Origin of the sequence: Megasphaera sp. UPII 135-E, from assembly GCF_000221545.1 — a bacterium.
Taxonomy (GTDB): domain Bacteria; phylum Bacillota; class Negativicutes; order Veillonellales; family Megasphaeraceae; genus Megasphaera; species Megasphaera hutchinsoni.
In genome coordinates this window covers 1-23,454 of the sequence record NZ_AFUG01000003.1, presented here as the reverse complement: position 1 = coordinate 23,454, position 23,454 = coordinate 1, and the positions used below count along the sequence as shown (strand labels likewise).

Below are 23,454 nucleotides of genomic sequence, written 5' to 3'. Positions count from 1 at the left end.
TAAACGAGTAGCTTTTTTACTTCCCATTAACCAATTTCACCAGCATCAAACAATGCTTGTGGCTCCGTAAACTCTAATAACCCATCCATACCTCCTTCGCGACCTAACCCACTTTCTTTGAACCCCCCAAATGGTGCGGTTACATCCCGTGGTCCATCATTAATATACACATTTCCCGTCCGAATATTCCGAGCAATACGAATAGCTTCTGCTTTTGTCGGTCCCCAAACGGCACCACTTAAACCAAAAGTTGTATCATTCGCAATGCGAATGGCTTCATCTTCCGTCTGATAAGTCAAAACACAAAGAACAGGACCAAATATTTCTTCTCTCGCAATAGTCATATCATTTGTCACATCTGTAAAAATAGTAGGTTTAACATAGTATCCTACCGCTGTTTTTTGAGGTACTTCACCAACTAATAAAGTCGCCCCTTGACGAATTCCCTGCTCCACATAAGCACGAATCGTCTTAAATTGTCGTGCTGATGCAACCGTTCCTAATTGTACATCTTCCCGTGTCGGCTCCCCTACGACATACTCCTTAGCAATACGGCATAACAACTGTTTAATCTCATCTTTGTGTGCATAGGGAATAAGCAAACGAGATAAGGCCGTACAAGTCTGCCCTGAATTTAAAAAGATAGAATTAAAACACATGCGAATCGCCCTTTCATAATCCGCACCTTGCAAAATGATACACGGCGATTTGCCTCCCAATTCCATACTAATACGCTTTAAGTGCTGTAAGGCCAAACGCCCTACACTAATACCTGCCGGCGTAGAACCAGTAAACGAAATCATATCAATTTCATCTTGTTCAGCTATTACATCACCAATATCACCGCCACGACCGGTGACTAAATTAAATACACCTGCCGGGAATCCTGCTTGATGAAACGCCTCCGCTAAATAAAACGCAGTCAACGGCGTATATTGACTTGGCTTTAATACTACCGTATTCCCCATTAAAATAGCCGGAACGACTTTTTGTACAATCTGACCTAATGGATAATTCCATGGCGTAATACACCCTACTACGCCAACAGGTTCACGATATACCGTAGATTGAGGCAACTTTTCTTCCAACGGTGCTTTTTCAGCTAAATCAATATACGATTGAATACGCGTAAATTGATATTCAATTTGTGCCGTACGTGCAAATTGTACAGGTGCTCCCAATTCCTGTATCGTCACTTGTACCAAATCAGCTTTCATGGTTGTAAATATATCTAACATTCGCTGCATATACGCCATTCGCTCGGATACAGGGATATTCTTCCAATAAGCAAACGCCACTTGTGCCGCTTTTGAAGCACGCTCAACATCCGTAGCCGTACCCGCTGGAACTTCGGCAAAAATCTGTTCCGTTGCAGGATTTTCTACACCAATGTAAGTACCTGATGCCCCTTCTACCCAACTGCCATTAATATATAATTTCTTAAAATCCATAATACGCCTCCTTTATATAAAACATCACATAATATATATAAAATAAAAGTATTTTTCTATTATCGTACTTAAATTTTAATTATAACGATTATCCATTATATGTCAATACCCTCTCCTTAAAGAAAAAAATAGTCACATTGCCTCACAATGTGACTATTTTTCTTACTTTTAATACCACCGCGTCATCGGTAATTCATTATTCGTTCCTTTAGTCATTAATATTTGATGTAAATCAATATTCCCAATAAAGAACGAAACAGCACAACCACATAGATATAAATCCCACATACGTGCAAAACTTTCTCCCTTAGCCGCAATTACTTGATCACGTACCCCTTGGAAATTATTATACCAGCACATCAAGGTCTTATAATAATGACGGCGCAAACTTTCTACATCAATAACCTGAAAATCATTGTCATACGCTAAACTAATAATTTCTCGCAAAGACGGTAAAGCCCCACCGGGAAAAATATATTTCCGCATCCATGGATTGCCTACCGATTCATCATGGCCGCTAATATAATGCAGCAAGAAAAGCCCCCCTGGAGATAATAAATGATCAGCCGTTTCCATATATAAAGGATAGTTAGAACGCCCTACATGTTCTAACATGCCAACGCTCACAATACGATCAAATTTCCGTCCTTCCTTTTCCAAATCACGATAGTCAATCAGTTCAATTTCAACCTGATTTTCCATCCCCATCGCTTTAATCCGTTCCTGTCCTTTTTTCCACTGTTCTTTACTGAGAGTACACCCAACACCTTTAATTCCATATTTCTGAGCGGCTTCTAATAACAAATACCCCCAACCACAACCAATATCTAATAACGTCATATTCGGTTGCAAATGCAATTTTTCCAGGATATAATGAACTTTTTGCTTCTGTGCCTGTTCTAATGTATCCGTATCTTGTTTAAAGTACGCACACGAATAACTCATTGACGGATCAAGCCACAATGAATAAAAATCATTTCCTAAATCATAATGAGATGATACTTGTTCCTTTTGTTTTGACTTTGATTCCGCGGTATATAAAATACGACCTAATGCACTTTTATCTAAAGAAAACTGCGTATGTTGACTTAACATACACTTTAAAGCTGTAAATAAATCGCCTTCAATTTCTAAATCTTTCCGCATATATGCTTCTCCTAATGCCAACGAGGTAGAAGCCAATAATTCCCGTTTCGGAATATCTTTATGAACGATAATATGAAAAGCCGGTTCCCCAGCACCAATCGTATAGGTTTTACCATGTAAGGTAACAGTAAAACAATACTTATCAAACCGATGTAAATAATGAATAAAGAATGAATCTAAAATACTCATATAAAACCCCCCTTAACCTAAATCCCCTTTAAACAATAAAATATTTTCCAGCATCATAATCGTTGTCACCGCACCAATCCCTCCTGGCACTGGAGTAATCGCCCCTGCCACTTGTGAAACGCTTGCAAAATCAACATCGCCTACAACCTGATTATGCTTCCGATTAATACCTACGTCAAGTACTACTGAGCCTGGTTTAATCATATCCGCAGTAATAAATTCAGCCTTACCTACTGCCGCAATCACAACATCTGCACGACGAACAATCTTTTCCAAATTCCGTGTATGGGAATGACATATCGTGACCGTAGCATGTGCTTGTAAACACAACTGAGATAAAGGTTTTCCGACAACATTACTCCTGCCAATAATAGCAACCTCTTTTCCTTCAAGCGGAATCTGATAATATGCAAGCATCGCCATAACAGCTTTCGGTGTACAAGGGACGAACAGAGGTTTGCCCATAAATAATCGTGCCATACTGGTTTCCGTTAACCCATCAACATCTTTTTCCGGTTTAATTGCATTCGTAATACGATGTGCCGAAATATGTTCGGGTAATGGCATAAACACAATAATGCCATAAACGATAGGATTATTATTTAATCTTTGTATAGCCGTACATAACATCGTCTCTGTCACCATATCTGGAAACTGATACAGCCGTCCTGTTATACCAATTTGTTGTGCCGCCTTTTGTAATGACGCCGCATACATCACTGCGGCAGGATCCTCACCGACTAAGACCAATGCTAACTCAGGAATAATGTTCTTATCCCTCAATAAAGCAACTTGCTGTTGTAATTTCTCTCTATGAAAAGCGGCAACTTCTTTTCCATTTAAAATTTGCACACTCCTTCCCTCCTAACGTGAAAATGTAACAGTAACAGTACTTCCATGCGCCACCGTTTGCCCCTCCCGTGGAGATTGATATACGGCATATCCCATACCGCGAGGAACGAAGCCTAATCCAGCTTTATGTAACCAAGAATTAACTTCGCGTGTATCCCATCCAATAAAGGAAGGCAGTACAATCCCCTTATCTGTTTCCGTAATAGCAGGAAAATCCCGTTGTTTACGGTTTTGACTAGATGAGGCGATTTCCTTCACATCTGTCGGATGGGATGGTCTAATTCCTTTAAAGCGAACAATTTCCGTCATCATTTCTTTAAATACGGGAGCCGCTACTTGTGCACCGTAATATACACCGCTCGGATTATCAACGACAATTAACACAACATATTGAGGATCTTCAAAAGGACCAAACCCAATAAAAGAACCAATATGCTGATTCATCGCATACCCGGTTCCCTCTTTATTAAGCCGTTGGGCTGTACCTGTTTTACCACAAAAAGTATAGCCATCAATTTTAGCATTCTGACCGCCCCCCGATGTAATTTCTTCTGATAAGATGCGAGAAATTGCATCAGCCGTTTCTTTCTTGATCGGTTGACCTACTTGTTTCGGTAAAGTCTTTTTATATACACTACCATCGGGATTATCAATTTCTTGTATCACAAACGGCTTCATCATTTTCCCGCCATTGGCAATCGCACCAAAAGCTTGCACCATTTGCAACGGCGTAACAGCGACCCCTTGTCCAATCCCCATAATAGCTGTATCTACTTGGCTCATTTTTTTTGCATTAAACAAAATTCCAGTACCTTCTCCCGGCAATTCAATACCCGTCATCTTACCAAAACCAAATTTTTTAGCATAGGACGTCAACGTATCCCCACCAGTTTGCAATGCAATGTGAGCCATCCCTGTATTAATAGAGAATTTCAAAATTTCTCGTAACGTGACATTACCCATCCCTGATTTATCCCAATTATGAATAACTCGGTCATGCACGCGAATAGCCCCTGTATCAACATACGAGGAATTAAGACTCCACGCTCCCGAGTCAACAGCAGCGGCCGCCATAATAGGTTTAAAGGTAGATCCTGGCTCATATAAATTAACCACCGCCCTATTTTTATAGGACTCTTGATTCCCCTTACCAAAATCATTGGGATCAAAATTAGGTCTGCTTGCCATAGCTAAAATTTCACCTGTTTTCGGATTCATAATAATAATAGCGGCACCTTCAGGATGATTTTTTTCCATAATACCATTTAACGCTTTTTCTGCTACAAATTGAATAGTACTATCAATAGTAAGCTTAACAGTTCGTTCTTTTTCTGGCAAGACATTCGTTAAAGCAGAATCCAAAATAGGAACTTTAGCTGGATCAATCAACGTTTTAATAGATTGTACATTCCCGCGAATAACACTATCTAATACCATTTCAATCCCATCTAAACCTTTATCATTTTCTCCCACAAAACCTATCAATTGAGCTGCCAACATACCATTAGGATAATACCGTCTATTTTCATCTACAAAACGCAACGCCGTTACTTTATGTTTACGAATAATCTGTCGAACGGCTTCATACGAACTTCTATCCATCGTTCGTGCCAACCAAACAAACCCCGTATTACGCTGTAAACGATGTTGCACTTCTGCCGCATCCAATTTAACATAAGGCGCTAACTCAGAAGCCAAAACACCAATAAGATCGCCCTGCCCACTAGCCTTATAATTTTTTGCATCTCGTCGCAACATATTCGGATCTGCATATAACGACTGTGCCACTTCGCTAATAGCCAATACTTTGCCATTGCGATCATAAATAGTACCTCGCGGCGATTGTAACTTGCGATCCGTTTCCGCTTGACGATCAATATATTTCGTCATTTCTGCACTATCGACAATTTGCAATTCAAAAATACGAATAAACACAATAAAAAACACGAATACTAAGAGCATCATTACCCATTTTGCTTGCTTCCTAATTCTTTTATCTTGTTCTTCTCGCATCTTGTTTTCCATTATCTATCCCTCATTTATTGTCGCTGTAACCACTGTACGATAGCCTGATCTACACGCTCGCGACTATTTTCCAATGTGCCATTCTGTACCTGTTTCAATACGGCTTGTAAACAGGCACCACTTTTCTGTCCACAAATGCTTACAAGCTCCTTACTATACAACAAATATCGTGTAGACACAGGTATTTTCTTTGCAGTAGCCAACATCCCTGTACCTGCATTCTCCCGTGGTACAAGCACCGTCTGTACCGCATCCTTCATAATACTATCCGCCATAACTAACCAGCACAATTGTTGCACCGCTTCTATCCAATCTTGTTGTGTACGAAAAAAGGCACTCCTTGCTTCTCTCCTCAGCCACGGATCTAATGCTTTCCCTAACTGCTTACCAAAATAACTAAAACGCAAGTGATTAAAAACCAGCCACCACACACGCCGTTTCCATGATACCGATGTCTGCCAGTACATCAACAGCTTTTCTACCCAAGCAGCCCCTCGTTCAACCTGTGGTAGTGTAAGTTTCTCACCCACAGAAGGAAATACATAACATCTTAACAACCCATAAAACAACGCGGCATAACGTACAACCCCACATGGTGGCACAGACACGACCAACGACAACACCGCTTGCTCTATCGGGGGTACCGCTGCAACAAATACGCCAGGCTTAGCCACCATACCTATCTCATCTGAAAAAAAAGGTACCGTCCTATCTATCCCCTTGTTACGCTGCCTGCACATAAGAGAAAAAACACCCGTCCGCCACGCCAATGCCAACGCTTTATCTACATGCGCCGTTCTCATTATGTGCTCCCACTCTCGTAACACTACAGCAAGTGAAATTGTCCTAAATTGGGAAAGCGCGGTTGGTATCGCTGCTTCTAACACCGCATCGACTTTAAAATCTAACTGACCTACAAACCGACAAGCTCGCAAAATACGGGTCGCATCTTCTCGCAACCGTTGTTCGGGCTTACCAATAGTAACTAACCGTCGTGCAATAAGATCATCTTGTCCTTGCACATAATCAATAATATGCCCATACTCATCCATCGCAAGAGCATTCACCGTAAAATCTCGCCGTCGCACATCTTCTTGTAATGACGAAACATATGTTATACGTGTCGGTCGATATCCTTCTCGATCATATACTTCCTTACGATACGTTGTCGTCTCTATTTCTAACGCATCAACGCGGATAACTACGACACCAAAACGTTCGCCCCGTGACGACATACAAATCCAACCATGAGCAACGGCAATCTGTTTTATCTGCTCTGGTCGTGCATTCGTAACCACATCATAATCACCAGGCACACGGGCAAGCAAAAAATCTCGTACAGCACCGCCGATAAGATAAGCCTCATATCCTGCATCAGTAAGTGCACTAAGCCAGCACCGTACACGCGAATCCATCATCATGCCTCCCGTATTATACTATATTATAATAATTTAATATTATATCACGTTTGTATTCATCTGAGTAGCAAACGAAAAAAACAACTGCCTTGCTGTTCAATCCCCTCTACCCGTGCTATACTAAACCAAACGAAATAATATATCAATAAGGACATGCGTTATGAAAACAGGATTAATACACATATATTATGGTACCGGCAAGGGAAAAACAACTGCTGCCATCGGCTTAGCCATTCGTTGTGCTGGCCACGACGGAAGGGTTCTCTTCACGCAATTTTTAAAAACAACGCCCACGGGAGAATTAGCAATTTTATCTCAAATACACCAAATTACAATCATGCGCTCTACCGGTTCATCTAAATTTACATCCCAACTAACACCACAAGAACGAAAACAAAAACAACTACAACAACAAGCACTATGGCAACGCATACAAGAAAAATGTCATCAATTAAAACCCAATTTACTTATTTTAGATGAAATTCTCATCGCCTGCCATGTACAAATGATCGACGAAGAGTCCATCATTACCTTTTTAAAAAACAAACCCGCTCAAACAGAAGTCGTCCTAACCGGACGAACACCTTGTCCCCACATTCATCCTTATGCGGATTATATATCAGAAATAAAAAACAAAAACACCCATTTGATCGTGGTATTCCTGCTCGTTGGGGTATTGAAAAATAATAATATAAGGTAACATGTATACACCTTAAGGGAGGGCTGCTTTCATGATTCAACTAATTATCAAACACACCATAAAAAACTATCATCAAACACACGATCCCAAGGTACGCGAACAGTATAGCATTCTCGGCGGTTTACTTGGTATTATTTGCAACATCCTCCTTTTCATCCTTAAACTCACCATCGGTACGATAACCCATAGCATGGCAATTGTTTCAGATGCCTTTAACAATCTTTCGGACATGTTTACATCCTTTATTTCCATTATCAGTGCAAAACTCAGTAACAAGCCTCCTGATAAAAACCATCCCTTCGGGCACGGACGTTTTGAATACCTCGCCTCCTTAACCGTTGCCACGATTATTCTCATTGTTGGTTTTAGTCTATGCGAAACATCTTTTCATAAATTTTTTCTTCCTATCACTTTAACGACATCATACCTCAGTTTTCTAATTTTATTATTTTCTATAGGAATAAAATTATGGATGTATCAATATAATCTCTATATTAGCAAAACCATTCACTCTTCCGTTCACAAAGCAACTGCCACGGATAGCCTAAATGACGTTATTGCGACAGGCGTCGTATGTATCTCCACGTTCCTACAACCATATACAACACTCCCCCTAGATGCCTTAACAGGAATGTTACTGGGCTTATTAATTATGTATACGGGATTTTCCACGGCCAAAGATATCATAAATATCCTCTTAGGCAAAGCGGCGTCGCCTCAATTACTTCAAGAAATCACCGATTGTGCCTTATCCTCCCCGTATATTACAGGAATACATGACATACGAGTACACGATTATGGACCGGGACGAATATTTGCTTCCTTTCATGCAGAAATCCCCGACACAACCGATTTGTCAGAAGCCCATGCCGCCCTCGATAATTTAGAAGATGATTTACGCAATCAATACCACATGGAAGTAAACATACATATGGATCCCCTTTGTACAAATGACAAAATTATCACTCGCGTGCGACATACCTTAGACCAAATTATTCAATCACAATTTCCTCATTACGAAAGTCATCACCTTCGTATTACCGCTGGCATGACAAGATTAAATATCATTTGTGACCTCTATGTTCCGCCACACGAACTAGAAAAAACACCTTTATCAACAATTCTGGATACCCTTAATAAGGCTATTAAACAGCAAAACCCACATTACCATGTATATATCAGTACCGTCTATGAGTTACCAAAAGGACCAAAAAGCAAAGTCCTTTCCGGTCCCTTTCTCCCCTCATAAAACAATTACTGTAATACCACCGATGTTTCATCTAACAACGCAACTAACGCTTGACGTAAAGATACCGTCGGCGTAACCCAATACACGGAAGAAGCAATGATCGTTTTCTTACTCCCGACTAAATAAAAATACACTTTTACCGTTCCCGGATGTTGCTGTAAAACCCTAAGAATTTTATCACTTAATGAAGATTGTTCTAATTCCGCCGGAATTTTAAGGAATAATTTTTCACCTACTTCGCCCGTTTCCGTACGCCACACTTCTTGCTGCCGTTCCACCTTGCTAGATGCTTGTTTGCGTTCCTCTGCATATACTTGCTCCTGTTGTGCTAAAGGCACCAAAGAATTAGCTAACATTTGCACCGAATTATCAGCTACATCGACACTCCCACGAATAGCTACCGCCTGATCCTCTACCAAGATACCTGCACATTGACGATACACTTTAGGAAAAACAACAACGGTCATACTATGTGTATAATCTTCAACCGTCAAAATAGCCATCATCTCATTTCGTTTCGTCATCACTTGCCTTTTTGTCGTAATTAATCCACCACAAACAATTTCTTTACCGTCATACGAAGACGCCTCTTCTCCATATAATCGTGAAAACGGAACCAATGTTTTCATGATTTTTTCATACCGATTCAACGGATGTCCACTAAAATAAAATCCATCGTATTCTTTTTCCATCGCCAATATCTCTTCCATGGAAAACTCATCAATCGTTGGATACGTAAGTTCCAATACAGATGCTTCCGCATTGTCTTCCTCACCAAAGTCAAATAAGTCTAATTGCCCGGAATCGCGATCTTTTTGCTTTGATGCCCCCATCGCCATCGCTTGATCCAATACATATAATAATTGTGAACGATATTTTCCAAACGAATCCATCGCGCCACAACGAATCAAACTTTCGAGGGCACGCCGATTGACCACATGATTATCAACACGGCTACAAAAATCACTTAACGATAAAAAAGGTCCCCCCTTATCTCGCTCACGCACAATCAAATCAATAGCATTTTCCCCTACATTTTTCACGCCGGATAAACCAAAACGAATGCTCCCATCAACAACAGAAAACGTAGAAACACTCGCATTAACATCAGGACATAAAACAGGTACGCCATGGTGACGACATTCACCTATATAATAACTAATTTTAGACACATCATTGATCATGCTCGTCATCGTCGCAGCCATTAATTCTGCTCGATAATGAGCCTTTAAATACGCCGTTTGCCAAGCTACATACGCATATGCTGCCGAATGTGATTTATTAAACCCATATCCCGCAAAATACACCAGTAAATCAAATACCTTATTAGCAATTTCGTCATCAATATGATTGGTCCTCGTTCCCTGTAAAAAACTTTCACGCTGTGCTTTTAAAATACTTTCTTTCTTTTTCCCCATGGCACGCCGCAATAAATCCGCTTGCCCTAACGAAAAGCCTCCCATAGATGAGGCAATTTGCATAACTTGCTCTTGATATAAAATAACCCCATACGTGTCCTTTAAAATCGGTTCCAAAAGAGGATGTAAATACGTTACTTCTGTTTCTCCGTGACTCCGTTTAATAAAATCTTCGACCATACCACTACCTAACGGGCCTGGTCTATATAAAGCAACCAAAGGAATCATATCCTCAAAATGCTTCGGTGCCAACTCTTTAACTAAAGCCGTAATACCATCCGACTCCATTTGAAAAACACCAGCCGTATCACCCGCGGTTAATAATTGACAAGTCGCTGGATCATCTAAAGGAATATTATTGATATCAATATCGACATGATGATTTTCTTTAATAAGCCGCAACGTATCGCTAATAACCGTCAATGTACGCAAACCTAAAAAATCCATTTTAAGCAGCCCTTGCTCTTCAATTAAATCCTTATCATATTGTGTCGTTAAATACCCTTCTTTCGTATATTGCAACGGCACATAATCATCAATAGGGGCCGCTGAAATAACGACTCCCGCTGCATGTGTCGATGGATGCCGTACCAACCCTTCCAATGATTTACCTAACTCAATCCAACGGTGAACCTGTTCATTACTTGTATAAACAGCTTTAAAATCAGCACTTGTTTCTAACGCTTTTTGCAACGTAATACCCAGCTCATTAGGAATCATTTTAACGACACGATTCACTTCACTAAGGGAAATATCCAATACTCTTCCCACATCACGCATAACCGCCTTAGCTGCTAATGTACCAAACGTAATAATCTGAGAAACATGATCTTTACCATATTTTTCAGTGACATAATCAATAATACGGCTTCTATTTTCATAACAAAAATCCATATCAATATCAGGCATCGTAACTCGTTCCGGATTTAAAAACCGTTCAAACAAGAGATCATATGCCAACGGATCTAACCCCGTAATCCCAAGCAAATATGCAACTACCGAACCTGCTGCCGAGCCTCTTCCAGGACCAACCGCAATCTGATGATCACGAGCAAATTTCACATAATCCCAAACAATCAAAAAATACGAAGGAAATCCCATTTTAGAAATAACATCCAACTCATATGCCAACCGTTGCCGCACTTTCTCCGTAACGGGATGATATTTTTGCGTTAACGCCTCTTCACAAAGCTTTTGCAAATAAGACGCATCTGTTTCCCCCTCAGGCACAGGAAACGCTGGCAAATGACGTTGAGAAAAATCAATCTCCACATTACACTTCTCAGCAATTTCCAATGTCGTATCCAAGGCTTCGAGCATATCGGGAAACAACTCTGCCATTTCATCATATGACTTCATATAAAAAGAATCATTGGTAAATCGAAAATGATTCGGATTATTCAGCGTATCTCCCGTAGAAATACACAATTTAACCTCTTGAGCCGTTGCATCTTCCTTTTCCAAATAATGGTAATCATTTGTTGCCACCAATTTAAGCCCATATCGAGGTGCCCACTGTTTAAATGTGTCTCGTACAATCTTTTCTTCGGGTAACCCGTGATTATGCACTTCTAAATAAAAATCATCCTTACCAAAAATACCTACCAACCGCTCTAATGCTTTTATAGCACCTTCCTCATCATGATTTAAAATATCTTGTTGAATATGTCCTTCGATACACGCACTAAGAGCAATAACCCCTTCATGATATTGTTCCAACAACTCATAATCCACACGTGGCTTGTGGTAATTATTAACACCCTCCGTATATCCCTTAGAAACAATCTTCACCAAATTATGATATCCCTGCGTTGTTTTTGCTAATAAAATAAGATGGCATAACCGTTCCCTTGTCTTTTTTTCAAAACGACTACCACGGGTCATATAAATTTCACACCCAATAATCGGTTTAATGCCTTGTGCTTTTGCCTCTTTATATAAATGCATTGCCCCATATAAATTCCCATGATCCGTAATCGCAATAGCTGGCATATTCATATTCTTTGCCATTTGTACCATACGGGGAATTCGACATAAACCATCCAATAAACTATATTGTGTATGCACATGTAAATGGACAAATGGTTTCATTCTCATTCCTCTTTTCTTCATATACCTATTCATTATTTATTATACCACAGGAACATCTATTTTATTGCAAATCATATTCACCTTATAGTCCCCCTCATTGACAAATATACATGTATTTGGTAATATAATGAAGTCAACGGGACGTGGCGCAGCTTGGTAGCGCGCTTCCTTGGGGTGGAAGAGGTCGCGAGTTCAAATCTCGCCGTTCCGACCAAAAAAAGGTTCGTAACATAGTTACGAACCTTTTTTTTATACCCGTTATTACGATACTTGCTTTTTTTGCCTATACAATTGTTGTAATGCTTCTTCTCCCGCTTCAATAGAAATAAACGGATTATCAAAAATCACGCCCAATTTTTCTAATTCAAAACGGCACGTCACAATAGGTGGAATCGCAATATCATAAACCTTATGCCTATACATATAACGTAATGTCTGCTCTACCGTGCCATCACTCACAACACGCCCCTTATCCAATAAAACCAATCGATTAGCATAAGGTAATACACTATTTAAATCTTGTTCAACAACAATAATCGTATGTCCATAAGTCACATTTAACGTATGTAACAATTCATAAAAAGCCTTCGTCCCTTCCGGATCTAACGCCGATGTCGGTTCATCTAACACGAGAATTTCCGGATTCAATGCCAAAATACTAGCAATAACTAAACGTTGCCGTTGTCCCCCTGAAAGATTAGCCAATGTACGTTTACGATATCCCGACAACTGTACCTTTTCTAACACATCATCAATAACCTGATTAATCTTATCGACAGCAACACCATGATTTTCTAACGAAAATGCAATTTCCTCTTCCACCGTCATTGCCACCAACTGACTATCATAATCATCTAACATATAGCCAACTTCACTTGATAATTTAGAAATTGTCGTCTGCGTTGTTGCCACGCCATCAACAAAGACCATCCCATGCATAACGCCCCCACAAAAATGGGGAATAGCCCCTGTCAACGCCTTGCATACAGAACTTTTACCACTTCCCGATGCACCCGTAAGAACCAAAAAATCACCTTTCTGAATAGTAAACTGCACATCTTGTAAAACGGGCGTTTTTTGACGATTATAAATATACGATACATGTTCTAGTGAAATAAGCCCCTCTTGTGTCGGTTTTAACACTAATTGACTATGATCAGATGCCTTCTTTTCGACCTGTGCCGTATCCAACAATCCCCGGGATACAAATAAGCGCAAGGCAGGAAAATATAATACTGGCGTAACTAACGCATTTAATACACCAACAATGGCAACTAAAGGAATCATCCCTGTAAAATATACAACCATAGGTAAATTCATCACAACTTTTAAAATAGAAACAAATACCAGGCCACTCATAAATGTACCAATAAAACCGCAAAGACTGGGCAATAACGATTTACCTTTAATTTGTGCATGCGGCAAACAATGAACTAAAAAGGTACACGTCAATGCCCCAACGGGTTCACTCAACAAATTGCCATAAGGAAATCCCGATTTAGACGTTAACATATTAATTAATGCAGCGACTAAACCAATACCTAATCCTTGTTTATATGAAGGACGCGTCAAACAAATAGCCACTCCATATGCAGCAGTAGACCAATTAGGCGTGACCCCACCAACGCTCGGTGAAACAAGATGCAAAATCGTTCCTACAGCTAATAATAACGTAGATATTGTAATCCACCGAAACTGACCACCTTGACGATGTTGAAATTCTAATGTTGCCATATCTTTTACTACTTGCATACCCTTTCCTCCTATACCTGTCCCTGCATACGTAGGTAAACCATCCCTACACTTACAGCTACCATCACAACCACTAATATATAATCCCGACTAGTCAATCTCACATTACTCATAAACTGATGTTCCGTACTGCCAAAGCCCCGCAACTCCAAGCTCAACGCCATTGTTTCTGCACGCCCTAGCGACTTTAATAACAACGGTTGTACTACACTCATATATTGAATTGACTTTTTAAACACATTTCCCGTAGATACCAATCCACGGCAAGACTGTGCTTCCTGTACATGCTTACTTTCCGCGATAAAATCAGGAACAAAACGAAGTGCCGCCGTAAACATAAAAGCATATTCATAAGGAATACGCAATTGCGTTACCAATGAAGCAGTCAAATCTTGTAAGCGTGTCGTTGTCAATAAAATAATAAAGATGATCGTCATCGCCAACATACGTAACCCCGTTACATAAGCAGATACCAACGAACCGCCACCTAAATATTGCACCCCCCCTAAAAAAACTGCAAAAATCACTAAACTAAATACGGCTTTTCCATTCTGTCGCAACTGTCCGCTAATAAGTAACAAAATAAGCTCTAAGATAACCCATCCCACAAGAGGCCCCGGCGTATGCATAACCAATGCACAAAAAGAAAAAGCAAACGTAGCAATTAACTTACTCAAAGGCACAAATCGTTTCATTACACATTACCTCCTATATATTGGCTCATCTTCGCGGTAAACTCCCGCATGGTCCTGCAATATCCCACCGCCGGCACCGCCAACGAAAGGCGAACGCAAGCAGGTCGCCGCAACCCCAACGAATACAACTCCTCACATGTCGTAAATAACGCTTCCGGCGTACCATCAAAACGGATCCCCCCAGCACCCAAAGCAATCACGCGCTGACAATATTCAGCAATAACATCCATATCATGCGTAATCAAAACAACCGTAATTCCCTGCTGATGTACCTTCTGCAACAATTCCATTAATCGCTTTGTCGATGCCCTATCCTGACCGCTTGTCGGTTCATCCAACACGACAAATTTCGTTTTCATCGCCAGTGCTGAAGCAATAGCAACCCGCTGTTTCTCACTGCGATTCAAATTCAGTGGATAGGCCTCGGCAACTTCAAAAAGTCCCGTTTCTCGTAACGCTTCAGCTACCCGTGTTTGTTGCTCTTCTTCCGTCAAATGAAGCTGTTTCACCCCATACGCAACTTCTTCACGTACAGTTGGTCGAAACATCTGCCGCTCAGGATTCTGAAACACATATCCAATAATACGGCTTCGCTCTGCTGGAGACCACGTAGTAATATTCTTCCCTTTGTAATATATAGACCCCTGTTGCGGTTTTTCTAATCCCATTAACAATCGTGTAATCGTTGTTTTACCACTACCATTTCTTCCACATAAAGCAATACATTCACCCTCATGAATTTGTAATTGTAAATTTGATAATACAGAGGCTCCTTTGTCATAAGCAAAAGAAATATTTCTCATTTCCAGCATCTCATTTTCTCCTTTCCATACAAAAAAAGCCTTTCATCCCTATTGGGACGAAAGACTCATCAACTTCCGCGGTACCACCCACATTAACGCCGTGCGTTCACTCTACATGTACGGCCGAAGCGATACACGGTTCTTTTTTAACGATGGAACAACACCGGCTCACCCTACTCCTACCGTTTCAGGCTGCATCTCTCGAATCCATTCCCCATACGGAGCAGGGCCGAACTTACACTACCATCGGCTCGCTGTACCCGTCACTGTATGTATACTCGTTTCGATCATCGACATACTATAATTGCTGTTGTTATTAGTATACGCAAAAAAAAATATTTGTCAAGTATTTTATATTATAAAAAACACAAACTTTTTTATCGATTTATCAATTGACAAATACACGTATAATGGTATAATAAATGCAACATCAAAATAGATACGCTTTTATCCAGAGTGGTGGAGGGACTGGCCCGATGAAACCCGGCAACCGATAACGACGGTGCTAATTCCTGCGGAAGAGATTCCGAGAGATAAATTACAGTTACCTCTTTCTCTTCACGGAAAGAGGATTTTTTTATTGGATAACAAAAGCGATCCCGATGAAAAAAGGAGGAAATATAATGAAAAAAAGAAATCGTTTTGCTACACTTGCAGCCACCGCACTCGTTGCCTTAGGATTGCTTGTATCTGGCTGTGGCGGTACAACCAATGAATCTACCGCTAAAGGAACCGTAACCGTAACCGTAGGTGCTACACCTGTACCACATGAAGAAATTTTAAAAGAAATTAAACCGTTACTCGAAAAAGAAGGAGTAAACTTAAAAATTGTAGAATTTACAGATTACGTAAAACCTAATTTATCCCTACAAGATAAGGAAATCGATGCTAATTTCTATCAACACACCCCTTATCTTGATAAATTTAATGAAGAACGTGGCACTACATTAAAAGCCGTTGCCAAAGTACATATCGAACCTATGGGTATCTATTCCCATAAAATAAAAGATTTAAAAGCCGTAACAGACAACAGCAAAATAGCTATTCCAAATGATCCCACAAACGGTGGTCGTTCGTTATTATTGCTCCAAAGTGCAGGCTTATTAAAATTAAAAAATGGTGGTTCTGTTACCTCGACCTTACAAGACATTGTCGAAAATCCACATCATTTAAAATTCGTTGAACTCGATGCAGCCCAAGTTCCACGTGCTATTGATGACGTGACCCTCGCTGTAATAAACACCAACTTTGCTATTCCCGTAGGCTTAAATCCATTAAAAGATGCGTTGTTCTTAGAACCAAAAGATTCGCCATACGCAAACATTTTAGTGGTTCGGAGCGGTGATGAAAATCGTCCAGAAATTCAAAAATTAATCAAGGCCTTACAATCCCCAGAAGTGAAAAAATTTATTGAAACGAAATATAAAGGCGCTATTCTGCCAAGCTTTTAATATCATCATAAAACAGGTACCTGTTAACGGTACCTGTTTATCATTACAAAGGAGTTTTACCATGTCAGTAAAAAATAAAACTACATTCTCACTTGAAGTCTTCCCTCCAAAAAAAGAAATGCCCCTCGCCTCCGTTTATCCCACCCTTACCGAATTAAGTGTACTACATCCTGATTTTATCAGTGTAACTTGCGGTGCTCAAGGAACGGGAAGTAATCGTACCGCCGAAATTGCAGCTACCATAAAAGAGCAATTTAATTTAGAACCCGTTGCCCATCTTCCGGGCATCTATCTGACAAAAGAAGAAGTGTGCAATACCCTCAAAGAATTGAAAAAACATCGTATTCATAAAATCCTCGCTTTACGCGGTGATATGACCCCGGAAAAAGAACCTGCCCATGACTTTGCTCACGCCAGTGATTTAATCCGCTTCATCAAAAAAGAATCCCCCGATTTTCATATTATCGGTGCTTGTTATCCTGAAGGACATGTTGAATCAAAACGTCCCGCCTTAGATATTATTCACTTAAAAGAAAAAGTAGATGCCGGGGCCTCTTCTCTCATTTCACAATTATTTTTTGATAACACCTTATTTTATCGCTTTTTAGAACGGTGTGAAATTGCATCCATTCATGTACCCATTGCCGCCGGTATCATGCCCGTAACCAATAAAAAACAAATTGAACGCATGGTATCCCTCTGTGGTGCTACCTTACCCCTACACTACCAACACCTCATCGCCAAATACGGCGATAATCCTGTTGCCATGCGTGATGCTGGCATCGCCTATGCTATCGCCCAAATTATTGATCTTTTAGCCCATGGCGTCGATGGCATTCATGTATATACCATGAATAATGCCTATATCGCTCAAAAAATAGCCGATGCCATTCGCACCTTATTATAAATCCTCAAAAAAAGGACAGGGAAGCATATCTCTTCCCTGTCCTTTTTGTCTACCCAAAAAGAGGCTCCATCGGAGCCTCTTTTATCACGCCTTACTTAACTTGTCTTGCCATATTGGTTTCATCCATTTGTTGTACTTTATGTTCCAATGCGACAATATGACGTTGCAACGTTTCGATAACACGATACAATTCTTGCGTAGTCGGTGTTGATGTTGCCATCTTTTCATGCACCGTTGCTGTGCCAACCTTAATGCTAACACCTACGTTATATGCCACTTCATCACCAACAGTACTCCCTGCACTGATGAGAATATCTCGTGTCGGACGATAGAATAAGCCCATAGCCATCGCATTTTCGCCCTTATATACACCAGTAGAAGCAGCTATGCTGAATTTAGCCGTACCATCATCAACAGGATGTAATCCTGCTAAGGCCGCCGCACGAGCGCCCACTTTCTTGACATCCTGCGCCACTTGCGTCACCCGCTTATCCAAGGCCGCAATCTTTGCCGTATTATCGGCAATCCGGCGACTGTTCGCCTGTACCTGCGCGTTTTCGGCCGGAGTCGGTACGGGCTGCCCCGACGAGGACCCCTTTAAGACCGAAGGATTCACCTGCCCGTCGGTAGTAAAAATAGGTTGTGCCAAATTTTCAACCAACTCTTCTTTATGCATGGCTTTCCGCAACGTATTGGTGTCTGCCAGCAACGCCTTATACTGCTGCTGCGCCGTCTTCGCCGTCTGTTTAGCCTGCAAATACTGCCGCCGCAGATTCATATCCACTTTATCCGGTGCCGTCGTAAGAACCGCCCCGACAGTACCGTACGAAGTACCGTTTTTTTGCAACGCCTGTTGTTGCTGCTGTGCCGTTGCCCGTAACGCTTCCAGATCTTTTTGCATGGCGCTTAACTTCGTATCATTGTCGCCGGTATATTCTTTTTTCTTTTCTGCCGGCGGCACGACCGGTTGCAAATCCTTAAACCCGTACTTTGCTTTTAATTCGCCGATCGCCTTTTGTTTCGCAGCCAACTGTTGCCGGGCCCGTTCCTGAAATTGTTTGGCATATTCGTAATACTGCTTATCTTCGGCCGAAGCTCCGGCTTTTTCCGCCTGTTCCTTCGCCTGTGCCGTTTCTTCCTCTTCCCACGCAACCAACGTTTTCAGAGACGGTTCATCCGTATTGATATACGTTTTATAATCCGCTTCCGCTTGCTGCCGTTCCTGTGCCGACGGCTGCGGATCCGTCTTCCCTCCCGATTCGCCGCCGGGCTGCCCCGGATCTACCTTCGGTTGAGGCGGCTTCGGTGCCGGCGGCGGGGTGACGGTACCGCTCGAATTCAACGCCTTTAACGCATCTTCCGCCTGTTGCAGCTGTGTATCCAAGACACCCGCTTCTTTCCGCTGCAACGCTTCCACATACGCTTGCCGTTCAGCTAATTTATTCTTCTGTTTAGCGTCTTCAAACGTCCACCAATGTCCAAGGTCCTTAGCATATGCATCGTTCTTTTCATCAAAATTAGCCGCATTTTGCTTAGCTTCTTTCAACTCGGCAATCTTCTTTTTCAACGCTGCCTCTTGGGCCTCTTTCGTCCGCGGATCCGCCGTAATACCTTTTTCTTTTGCATAGCTTTCTAAAGCCTTCTGTTTCGCTTCCATTACCGCTTTTGCATTCGCAATATATCCGTCGACATGAGCTTTTTCTTTTTCCCAATTCTGATACGGATCTTTTTTATCCATCTCTTCAAAATATGTCTTTGCCCATACTTCGCTGTTGTAATACTGTTCCGCCGCTTCCGCTTCGGCTTTCAATTTTTCCCATTGCGTTACCGCTTCCGGCGTAACCGTACCTTGCGAGGTGCCGCCGCCGGGCTGTAACGGATCTACCTTCGATTCGGGCGGCTGCGGATCCGTCTTCCCTCCCGGTTCGCTGCCGGACTGCCCCGGATCTACCTTCGGTTTAGGCGGCTTCGGTGCCGGCGGTTGCGGCTGCGATGAAGATTCCTTCTCCTTTAAAATCACTTTTTTAGCATGAAGGACATCGCCTATTTGCATTACTTTCTTGTGTGCCTCTTCATAGGCCTGTAGCTTTTTTTGCCCTTCCGGGGTATGATCATCCGGATCATACGCTTCTTCTGCTGTATCCGAAACTTTTCGTGCCTGTTTTAATTGCTCTTCCAAAGCGGCAATTTCTTTCTTTAGTTCTTCTGCCGACTTTTTCTTATCCGCTTCCGGATCCGGCTTCGGAATAGCCGGATCGACACTCGGCATCGGTACCGGCGGCTTCGGCACCGGCTTGGTTTCCGAAGGAGACGACGACGCGCCTTTTACCTGTTTAATTTTAGCTACTATCGCATCGTAAGCGGCTTTCGCTTTATTCCGCGCGTCAATCGTAGTCTGATCCGGTCCGTCCTCATCATCATTTTCCTCTTCATATTGGGCTTGCGCCTTATTATAAAGATCCTTTAATTCGGTTTCTTTTGCCGTCAATTCTTGCAAATACGTTGTCTTGGCCGCTTCGACCTCTTGTTTGGCTTTTTCGGCTTGCTGCCGCACCGTTTCATCCTGCGGTTTTTCTTTGCGTGCCGCTTCGGCTTTCGTCCACGTTTCTACGGCTGCCTCATACTTCTTTTCCGCTTCACTTTGCTGTACGCCCGGCGTTTCTCCCGAAGGAGGATGTACTTCCGGCGGTGCCGGCGGCGGGGTAACAGTACCGCTCGGATCCAACGTCTTTAACGCCGCTTCCGCCTGTTGCAGCTGGGTGTCCAAGACATTCGATTCCTTCCGCTGCAACGCTACCACATACGCTTGCCGCTTATCTAATGTGTTATTTGTTTTGGCCTGATCAAAGGTATCATAGTACCCCCATTTATAATCAGATTTCGTTTCATCGAATATACTTGCCGCATTTTTCTTTACCTCTTGCAGTGCTGCAATCCTCTTTTTCAACGCCGCCGTTTGCGCCTCTTTCGTCCGCGGATCCGCCGTAATGCCTTTTTCTTTTGCATAACTTTCTAAGGCCTGCTTTTTCGCTTCCATTTCCGCTTTCGCATTCGCAATATATCCGTCAGCATGCTCTACTTCTTTTGCCCAATTCTGATACGGCGTTTTTTTATCCATCTTTTCAAAATACGTCTTTGCCCATACTTCGCTGTTGTAATACTGTTCCGCCGCTTCCGCTTCGGCTTTCAATTTCGCCCATTGCGTTACCGTTTCCGGCGTAACCGTACCTTGCGAGGTGCCGCTTCCCGGCTGTACCGGCTCTACCTTCGATTCAGGCGGTTGCGGTACCAGCTTGCTACCCGGTTCACCCGTATGTGGTTTCGTTTCCTCTTTTCCCGTACCGGAAGATAACGCACTGATACGCGCTTCTTTTGCCTTGATTGCCGCCTGTAAATCACTTACTTTTTGTGTATCTTGCAAATATCGCAGTAAAATCTCCGTACTTGCACCGTTATTCGCATAGCCGCCATTGTTATTAAACTCATCTGTAGACCAATTTGCATGCTTCTCCGCCTCCGGCAATTGGTTTCGTAAGTCCGTCAGTTCCTGCTGCAACTGTGCTATATCCGTCCCCGTTTCCACCGCGGGAGAAGGCATCGTAAACGGTTTAGACTCATCTTTTACTTCCACCTTCAACTGCTGCTGCCACTTCGTAACCGCTTGCTTGGCCTCTTCCATGGCCTTCTGCACGATTTCTGCATAAGCCTTGGAACTCTTTGCCCGCTCTTGTGCCGTTTCATCTTTCGGAGCGGCTGCCGCGGCCGCTGCCGCCTCCGTCACGTCCCGATTTACCCGCGCAGTCAATTCCTGTAAACGCTGCACGTTCTCCTGTGCCAGCGACAAACTCCGCTTCATATCTGCCGGAGAAGGAGCTGTCTCGCCGGAACCGGAAGGAGTTCCCCCGTCTCCCGGCTGCGGTGCAACCGGTACGGTGCCGCCATTTTTCGCCGCCTCTAAAGCTGCTTGCAATTGTTTTAAATGATCAGGTCCTTTATCATGAGTCGGTTTATATTTATTATATTCTGCGGTCCACTTGTCCTGCGCCTTATGATAGCCGTCGGAATCCTCATCTTCATAAGAATTAATAATGTCTTTATTCTTTTCCCACCACGTATTGGCTTCGGCAATCTCTTGTTGTACCTTTGCAATTTGCGCTTCCAACGTCTTTATCTTTTCCGTATCCGGTGCCGCCGTACGATCTTGATTCATGGCAAGCAAATCAGCCGCCGATGACGAAGCATCCGCAGCAAAAGACGCACCTGCAAAGGCAGTCCCCATTAACCCGGCGACTACCATCGTTGTTAGTTGGCGTTTTGTGAATTTCATTAAAAAAATCCTCCTTTAATCAGACGATACTTTCCCCGAAATTCCCCTCTATATACTTGTGTGCCTCGTCTATTCCCCAATAGACGAAACCTTACTACCCCATGCACATACGATATTCATATGTTTATGGTTCTTATTATCCACTTTTAGTTTTATTTGTCAATTATAAATGAAATTAATTCTCTTGTTTGTTTTTTTTCCGGGCTACCCTTTTCTGCTTTTGCCGTGCGTATAAATCATTAAATTATAAGGTTTTCCTTTATTTTATTAAATAAAATATTAAATTTTCTTAATAATCGCCATGATTCTCTTTATATGTATTGCTATGTTCCGATATTTTCTGTTTTTTTACCTCCCAATAAGTCGTCAATTTTAGAACAATTGATAGTTATTTTCGATTTTATTCTTTGACATTATGTCGATTTATGATATAAATTCCCGACTATAAATCAACATTCGCACCAACCGGGACGCTCCTACGGACGACAAAAAACCACCGCAATCCTGTGGGAATTACGGTGGTTTTCCTTATGTATAAACATAAAGTGAACGTATCTTATTTGTTTTTTGTGCAGCCTGACGCAACTGTTGAATTTCCTGTTGCTGTGCCGCTACCTGATACTGAAGTTGTCCTACTACACGATACAATTCCTGCACATCCGGCGTATTCGTAGTCGTCGTAGCCGAAGACTCGCCGAACTTAAAGCTCATGCCGAAGGTATACGCATTCTTGGAGCCCATCGTGCTGGCGGCACTGAGCATCACATTCTTGGTAGGACGATAGAAGGCACCGAAGGCGACACTGTTTTCTCCGTCGTACGAACCGGAAGAAACAGCAAAGCTCAACTTCGTGGACGGATCAAATTCGAGCGGATGTAACCCTGCCAACGCAGCAGCACGAGCCCCTACTTTTTGAATGTCCTTAGCATTGTTGACGATTTTGAGATTCGATTCCGCTAACGCATTCTTATTGTCCTTTA

Annotated in this window: 15 protein-coding genes, 1 tRNA gene and 1 riboswitch; of the genes, 5 read left to right on the top strand and 11 right to left on the bottom strand. The window is 42.0% G+C overall.

Going from position 1 to position 23,454, the window contains the following annotated elements; translation table 11 throughout:
- Positions 1-26: 26 nt before the first annotated feature.
- The 5 genes from HMPREF1040_RS00160 to HMPREF1040_RS00140 all read right to left on the bottom strand — a co-directional run bounded on the left by HMPREF1040_RS00160 (position 27) and on the right by HMPREF1040_RS00140 (position 7,084).
- Entirely contained in the window at positions 27-1,451 is a 1,425-nt protein-coding gene (locus tag HMPREF1040_RS00160) for an aldehyde dehydrogenase family protein (RefSeq protein WP_007391874.1), read from the bottom strand.
- A gap of 168 nt (positions 1,452-1,619) precedes the next feature.
- A complete protein-coding gene (locus tag HMPREF1040_RS00155; RefSeq protein ID WP_007391882.1) occupies positions 1,620-2,786 on the bottom strand; it encodes a class I SAM-dependent methyltransferase in 1,167 nt (388 codons plus the stop codon).
- 12 nt (positions 2,787-2,798) lie between these two features.
- Entirely contained in the window at positions 2,799-3,638 is an 840-nt protein-coding gene (locus tag HMPREF1040_RS00150) for a bifunctional 5,10-methylenetetrahydrofolate dehydrogenase/5,10-methenyltetrahydrofolate cyclohydrolase (protein ID WP_007391876.1), read from the bottom strand.
- A 12-nt stretch (positions 3,639-3,650) separates the two neighbouring features.
- Positions 3,651-5,663, bottom strand: a complete 2,013-nt coding sequence (locus tag HMPREF1040_RS00145) for a penicillin-binding protein (protein ID WP_007391888.1) — start codon at positions 5,661-5,663, stop codon at positions 3,651-3,653.
- A gap of 14 nt (positions 5,664-5,677) precedes the next feature.
- Entirely contained in the window at positions 5,678-7,084 is a 1,407-nt protein-coding gene (locus tag HMPREF1040_RS00140) for a CCA tRNA nucleotidyltransferase (RefSeq protein WP_083818361.1), read from the bottom strand.
- Between the two features lie 157 nt (positions 7,085-7,241).
- On the opposite strand from HMPREF1040_RS00140, the gene HMPREF1040_RS00135 reads away from it, so the two are divergent.
- Together HMPREF1040_RS00135 and HMPREF1040_RS00130 are read left to right on the top strand one after the other, a co-directional pair.
- Entirely contained in the window at positions 7,242-7,781 is a 540-nt protein-coding gene (locus HMPREF1040_RS00135; protein ID WP_007391879.1) for a cob(I)yrinic acid a,c-diamide adenosyltransferase, read from the top strand.
- A 31-nt stretch (positions 7,782-7,812) separates the two neighbouring features.
- Entirely contained in the window at positions 7,813-9,030 is a 1,218-nt protein-coding gene (locus HMPREF1040_RS00130) for a cation diffusion facilitator family transporter (protein ID WP_007391884.1), read from the top strand.
- Positions 9,031-9,035: 5 nt separating this feature from the next.
- On the opposite strand, the gene HMPREF1040_RS00125 is transcribed toward HMPREF1040_RS00130, so the two are convergent.
- Positions 9,036-12,539 (bottom strand): DNA polymerase III subunit alpha, encoded by a 3,504-nt coding sequence (locus HMPREF1040_RS00125; RefSeq protein WP_007391885.1) that lies wholly within the window; start codon positions 12,537-12,539, stop codon positions 9,036-9,038.
- 137 nt (positions 12,540-12,676) lie between these two features.
- On the opposite strand from HMPREF1040_RS00125, the gene HMPREF1040_RS00120 reads away from it, so the two are divergent.
- Positions 12,677-12,753, top strand: a tRNA-Pro gene (locus HMPREF1040_RS00120).
- Between the two features lie 47 nt (positions 12,754-12,800).
- Here the strand turns inward: HMPREF1040_RS00120 and HMPREF1040_RS00115 are convergent.
- The 3 genes from HMPREF1040_RS00115 to HMPREF1040_RS00105 are packed head-to-tail and all read right to left on the bottom strand — an operon-like array spanning position 12,801 to position 15,798.
- Positions 12,801-14,291: a tryptophan transporter gene (locus HMPREF1040_RS00115; RefSeq protein WP_007391875.1), complete on the bottom strand. Its 1,491-nt coding sequence runs from the start codon at positions 14,289-14,291 to the stop codon at positions 12,801-12,803.
- Positions 14,292-14,302: 11 nt separating this feature from the next.
- Positions 14,303-14,986: an energy-coupling factor transporter transmembrane protein EcfT gene (locus HMPREF1040_RS00110; RefSeq protein ID WP_007391877.1), complete on the bottom strand. Its 684-nt coding sequence runs from the start codon at positions 14,984-14,986 to the stop codon at positions 14,303-14,305.
- Positions 14,986-15,798: an energy-coupling factor ABC transporter ATP-binding protein gene (locus tag HMPREF1040_RS00105; protein ID WP_007391880.1), complete on the bottom strand. Its 813-nt coding sequence runs from the start codon at positions 15,796-15,798 to the stop codon at positions 14,986-14,988. Before HMPREF1040_RS00105 ends, HMPREF1040_RS00110 begins: the two co-directional genes overlap by 1 nt.
- A 435-nt stretch (positions 15,799-16,233) precedes the next feature.
- Positions 16,234-16,329: riboswitch (SAM riboswitch) on the top strand.
- A gap of 83 nt (positions 16,330-16,412) precedes the next feature.
- Between HMPREF1040_RS00105 and HMPREF1040_RS00100 the strand changes: the two genes are divergently transcribed.
- Positions 16,413-17,240: a MetQ/NlpA family ABC transporter substrate-binding protein gene (locus HMPREF1040_RS00100; protein WP_007391887.1), complete on the top strand. Its 828-nt coding sequence runs from the start codon at positions 16,413-16,415 to the stop codon at positions 17,238-17,240.
- Between the two features lie 61 nt (positions 17,241-17,301).
- Positions 17,302-18,147: a methylenetetrahydrofolate reductase [NAD(P)H] gene (gene metF, locus HMPREF1040_RS00095; RefSeq protein WP_007391886.1), complete on the top strand. Its 846-nt coding sequence runs from the start codon at positions 17,302-17,304 to the stop codon at positions 18,145-18,147.
- 91 nt (positions 18,148-18,238) lie between these two features.
- On the opposite strand, the gene HMPREF1040_RS00090 is transcribed toward metF, so the two are convergent.
- Both HMPREF1040_RS00090 and HMPREF1040_RS00085 read right to left on the bottom strand, forming a co-directional pair.
- On the bottom strand, positions 18,239-22,474 hold the full coding sequence (locus tag HMPREF1040_RS00090) for a YadA-like family protein (protein WP_007391881.1): 4,236 nt from the start codon (positions 22,472-22,474) through the stop codon (positions 18,239-18,241).
- A 528-nt stretch (positions 22,475-23,002) separates the two neighbouring features.
- On the bottom strand, positions 23,003-23,454 hold a 452-nt coding region (locus HMPREF1040_RS00085; RefSeq protein WP_007391883.1), incomplete at its 5' end, for a YadA C-terminal domain-containing protein.

Excerpts from the sequence above, each read along its gene's own strand:
- HMPREF1040_RS00135 (WP_007391879.1), top strand. The coding sequence starts at position 7,242 with ATGAAAACAGGATTAATACACATATATTATGGTACCGGCAAGGGAAAA.
- HMPREF1040_RS00125 (WP_007391885.1), bottom strand. The coding sequence starts at position 12,539 with ATGAAACCATTTGTCCATTTACATGTGCATACACAATATAGTTTATTG.
- HMPREF1040_RS00160 (WP_007391874.1), bottom strand. The coding sequence starts at position 1,451 with ATGGATTTTAAGAAATTATATATTAATGGCAGTTGGGTAGAAGGGGCA.
- HMPREF1040_RS00090 (WP_007391881.1), bottom strand. The coding sequence starts at position 22,474 with ATGAAATTCACAAAACGCCAACTAACAACGATGGTAGTCGCCGGGTTA.
- HMPREF1040_RS00115 (WP_007391875.1), bottom strand. The coding sequence starts at position 14,291 with ATGCAAGTAGTAAAAGATATGGCAACATTAGAATTTCAACATCGTCAA.
- HMPREF1040_RS00155 (WP_007391882.1), bottom strand. The coding sequence starts at position 2,786 with ATGAGTATTTTAGATTCATTCTTTATTCATTATTTACATCGGTTTGAT.
- HMPREF1040_RS00140 (WP_083818361.1), bottom strand. The coding sequence starts at position 7,084 with ATGATGATGGATTCGCGTGTACGGTGCTGGCTTAGTGCACTTACTGAT.
- HMPREF1040_RS00130 (WP_007391884.1), top strand. The coding sequence starts at position 7,813 with ATGATTCAACTAATTATCAAACACACCATAAAAAACTATCATCAAACA.
- HMPREF1040_RS00110 (WP_007391877.1), bottom strand. The coding sequence starts at position 14,986 with ATGAAACGATTTGTGCCTTTGAGTAAGTTAATTGCTACGTTTGCTTTT.
- HMPREF1040_RS00145 (WP_007391888.1), bottom strand. The coding sequence starts at position 5,663 with ATGGAAAACAAGATGCGAGAAGAACAAGATAAAAGAATTAGGAAGCAA.
- HMPREF1040_RS00105 (WP_007391880.1), bottom strand. The coding sequence starts at position 15,798 with ATGCTGGAAATGAGAAATATTTCTTTTGCTTATGACAAAGGAGCCTCT.
- HMPREF1040_RS00100 (WP_007391887.1), top strand. The coding sequence starts at position 16,413 with ATGAAAAAAAGAAATCGTTTTGCTACACTTGCAGCCACCGCACTCGTT.
- metF (WP_007391886.1), top strand. The coding sequence starts at position 17,302 with ATGTCAGTAAAAAATAAAACTACATTCTCACTTGAAGTCTTCCCTCCA.